Origin of the sequence: Bowmanella yangjiangensis (assembly GCF_017255015.1) — a bacterium.
In the GTDB taxonomy this organism is placed as follows: domain Bacteria; phylum Pseudomonadota; class Gammaproteobacteria; order Enterobacterales; family Alteromonadaceae; genus Bowmanella; species Bowmanella yangjiangensis.
Genome location: NZ_JAFKCS010000256.1, coordinates 1 through 1,119, shown reverse-complemented (window position 1 = coordinate 1,119; position 1,119 = coordinate 1). Strand labels below are relative to the sequence as shown.

Sequence of the window (1,119 nt, the reverse complement as noted above, 5' to 3'; positions counted from 1 at the left end):
TTCACATGCTGGTTGGCGAGGAGGATCATCGCGGGCCGCACAAGGTGGAAAGCTGGCTATCGGCTCTGGTGCATTATCTGTTGCTGGATGAACCGCGTACCCAGCGCATCGTCGCTGAGCCGCGTGCCGACAATCGGCGGATGATTGGCCATATGCAGCGTCTCGGCTTCTGGCAGGAGAAGGAATTCGATTTTCCGCACAAGCGCGCTGCGTTGATGGTGCAGAGTCGCGAGCGTTTCTTCGAGCGATGCCGATTGTGCTGAGTTGGTTCTCCCGAATTCGCAGGGGGGGGCGATGATCGCAGCTCTTGCTCCACTGTTTTTTGGCGAGTTCGCGAGTTATCGCGACGTGCTGACTACCTTTGAAGACCCGCGTCCGTCGCTGCCGGTGCGCCAACTCCTGCATACGGCTCAGCTCGATGCGGTACTGCAGCGGTTCGACCCCTTGCATGTCGGGCAGGACCGCCGAGCACTGGCCTCGCAGTGGTCCAAGCACTATCTGGTTCGACTGATTCCTCCAGTGGTCGCTGCCGCGCTGGTGTTGGGACGTCGTTTACCGTTGGCGCTCGATGCGATTGAGGTGGTGTTGGACGAGCAGGGGCTGCCACAGGCGTTCAAGTTACCCGACGATGGTGAACCCTTTGCTGTTCCACCGGCTGATGCCTTTCAGCGCTTCGCCGAGCTGACCGGGCATCTGCAAGCGTTTATCCAGATACTGGCGACGGAGGCAAGGCTGTCACCCAAGGTGCTCTGGAGCAACGCCGGTAACTACCTGGAGTGGTTCGTCGGTGAAATGGGCAAGGTCTTGCCCTCGTCGTTATTGGTTCATGGCCATGAGCTGATGGAACAGGAGCGATGCGCCGATGGTGTTCGCAACCCCCTGTTCAGGCCGATTCGGTATCTGCAGGTAAGTCAGGAGCTGCGTCCCGACGGTCTCTGGCGCCAGCGTAGGGTGTGTTGCATTCGTTATCGCCTCGAGAACCTCGAGCATTGCGATAACTGCCCCTTGCTGGATCAGCCTCTACCTTATACCGATGATCGCTAGCCTTTGCTCCTTGCTTGTAGCTGATCGGCGATCAGTCCGCAGGATTGGTGATTATCCCCATGGGTACGCCGTAGA

The 1,119-nt window shown here is 58.9% G+C and carries 2 protein-coding genes; both read left to right on the top strand.

Annotation, left to right across the window (positions count from 1 at the left end; translation table 11 throughout):
* Positions 1–263: GNAT family N-acetyltransferase (locus tag J0A65_RS23790; protein ID WP_206596749.1), on the top strand; the 263-nt coding region annotated here is incomplete at its 5' end.
* 31 nt (positions 264–294) lie between these two features.
* Positions 295–1,044 carry a siderophore-iron reductase FhuF gene (gene fhuF / locus J0A65_RS23785; protein ID WP_175253856.1) on the top strand — a complete coding sequence of 250 codons (750 nt, stop codon included), beginning with the start codon at positions 295–297 and terminating at the stop codon, positions 1,042–1,044.
* Positions 1,045–1,119: the final 75 nt, after the last annotated feature.